The organism is Desulfobacter vibrioformis DSM 8776, assembly GCF_000745975.1.
Taxonomy (GTDB): Bacteria; Desulfobacterota; Desulfobacteria; order Desulfobacterales; family Desulfobacteraceae; genus Desulfobacter; species Desulfobacter vibrioformis.
In genome coordinates this window covers 1-1,157 of the sequence record NZ_JQKJ01000086.1, presented here as the reverse complement: position 1 = coordinate 1,157, position 1,157 = coordinate 1, and the positions used below count along the sequence as shown (strand labels likewise).

Below are 1,157 nucleotides of genomic sequence, written 5' to 3'. Positions count from 1 at the left end.
CCATAACAAACAAATTTGCTTCACCCCAAAGCTCAGGGAGGTATCAACACAACAGCATGTAAGTAGAAGTGTGTTGCGTCTGGCATGTTTTTTGGCAGTTATCTGCGGAGTGAGTCTGAGGAATATTGCAACAATATTCACAGTGTTGTTTCGGATTCCTGTAAGCAAGTCGTCTGTAAAAAGGTGGATTGACACAATTGGAAGCAGTCTTCCTTCGGAAGAGGAAATTTTAAAACAACTTCTGGAACTAAAAAAAGCGAATCAGTGTCATATTGACGGTTATTATCCCATGGGGACAAACAACTGCGTGATGGTTATAAAAGATGAGTCGGACCGGATTCTTATTACCCATGAGGTCGATTCAGAAAACAGTGATGATGCCATTCAGTTTTTACAAAAGATAAAAAAATGCGGAATGACAGTTACTTCGGCATTCTCAGATTATTCAGACAGCTATGTGAAAGCAATCACAGAGGTATTCCCTGATGCTAAATTTCAGGCTGATCATTTTCATACGGCGAAAAATATATGGAAAAATTTAAAAAAATGCCTTCTGGAATACAGAAGGAATCTGAAAGCGGAAGGTGAAAAAAATAAGGATAAAGATATGTTGGAAATTGCCTTAGAGCTTTGGAAACTGCGATGGATATTGCTGAAAAAGCCTTCCAACCTGACTGAAAATGAACGTGAAAAGATAGAAGCGCTTGAAAAAAGGGACAGCGGCTTTATTTCCAAATTTCGTTCCATAATCGGTCAAATTACAAATATTTTTGATCATTCAAATACGGAAAATCAGGCAAAAATCAAACTGAAAAATTTGAAAAATCAGATTGAAAAACTTGAAAATAGTTATCTGTGTAAGATAGCGAAGTTTTTTTCTGATCACTGGGATGCTGCTATGCAGTATCTGAAGAAAAAAGGGTTGGCCAAATATCAGCGTTCCTCAAATTCGGAATCGGGTATGAGACTTCTTAGACGTCTGGAAAAAAATCACGACGGCATAAGGTCGGCGGATACACGAAAACACTATATAAAAATTTATCAGGCGATAAAATATTTGTCGGTTGATGTTACTGAGTTCATAAATTCAGGTACAGAACAAAACGTTATGAAAAAGACCTCTATATATATGGATATGTAAAAGGTGGGACACACCC

1 protein-coding gene is annotated in these 1,157 nt (G+C 37.3%); it reads left to right on the top strand.

Annotated features, from left to right (window positions below; genetic code table 11):
* Positions 1-1,141: transposase (locus tag Q366_RS19200; protein ID WP_156968251.1), on the top strand; the 1,141-nt coding region annotated here is incomplete at its 5' end.
* Between the last annotated feature and the right edge of the window lie 16 nt (positions 1,142-1,157).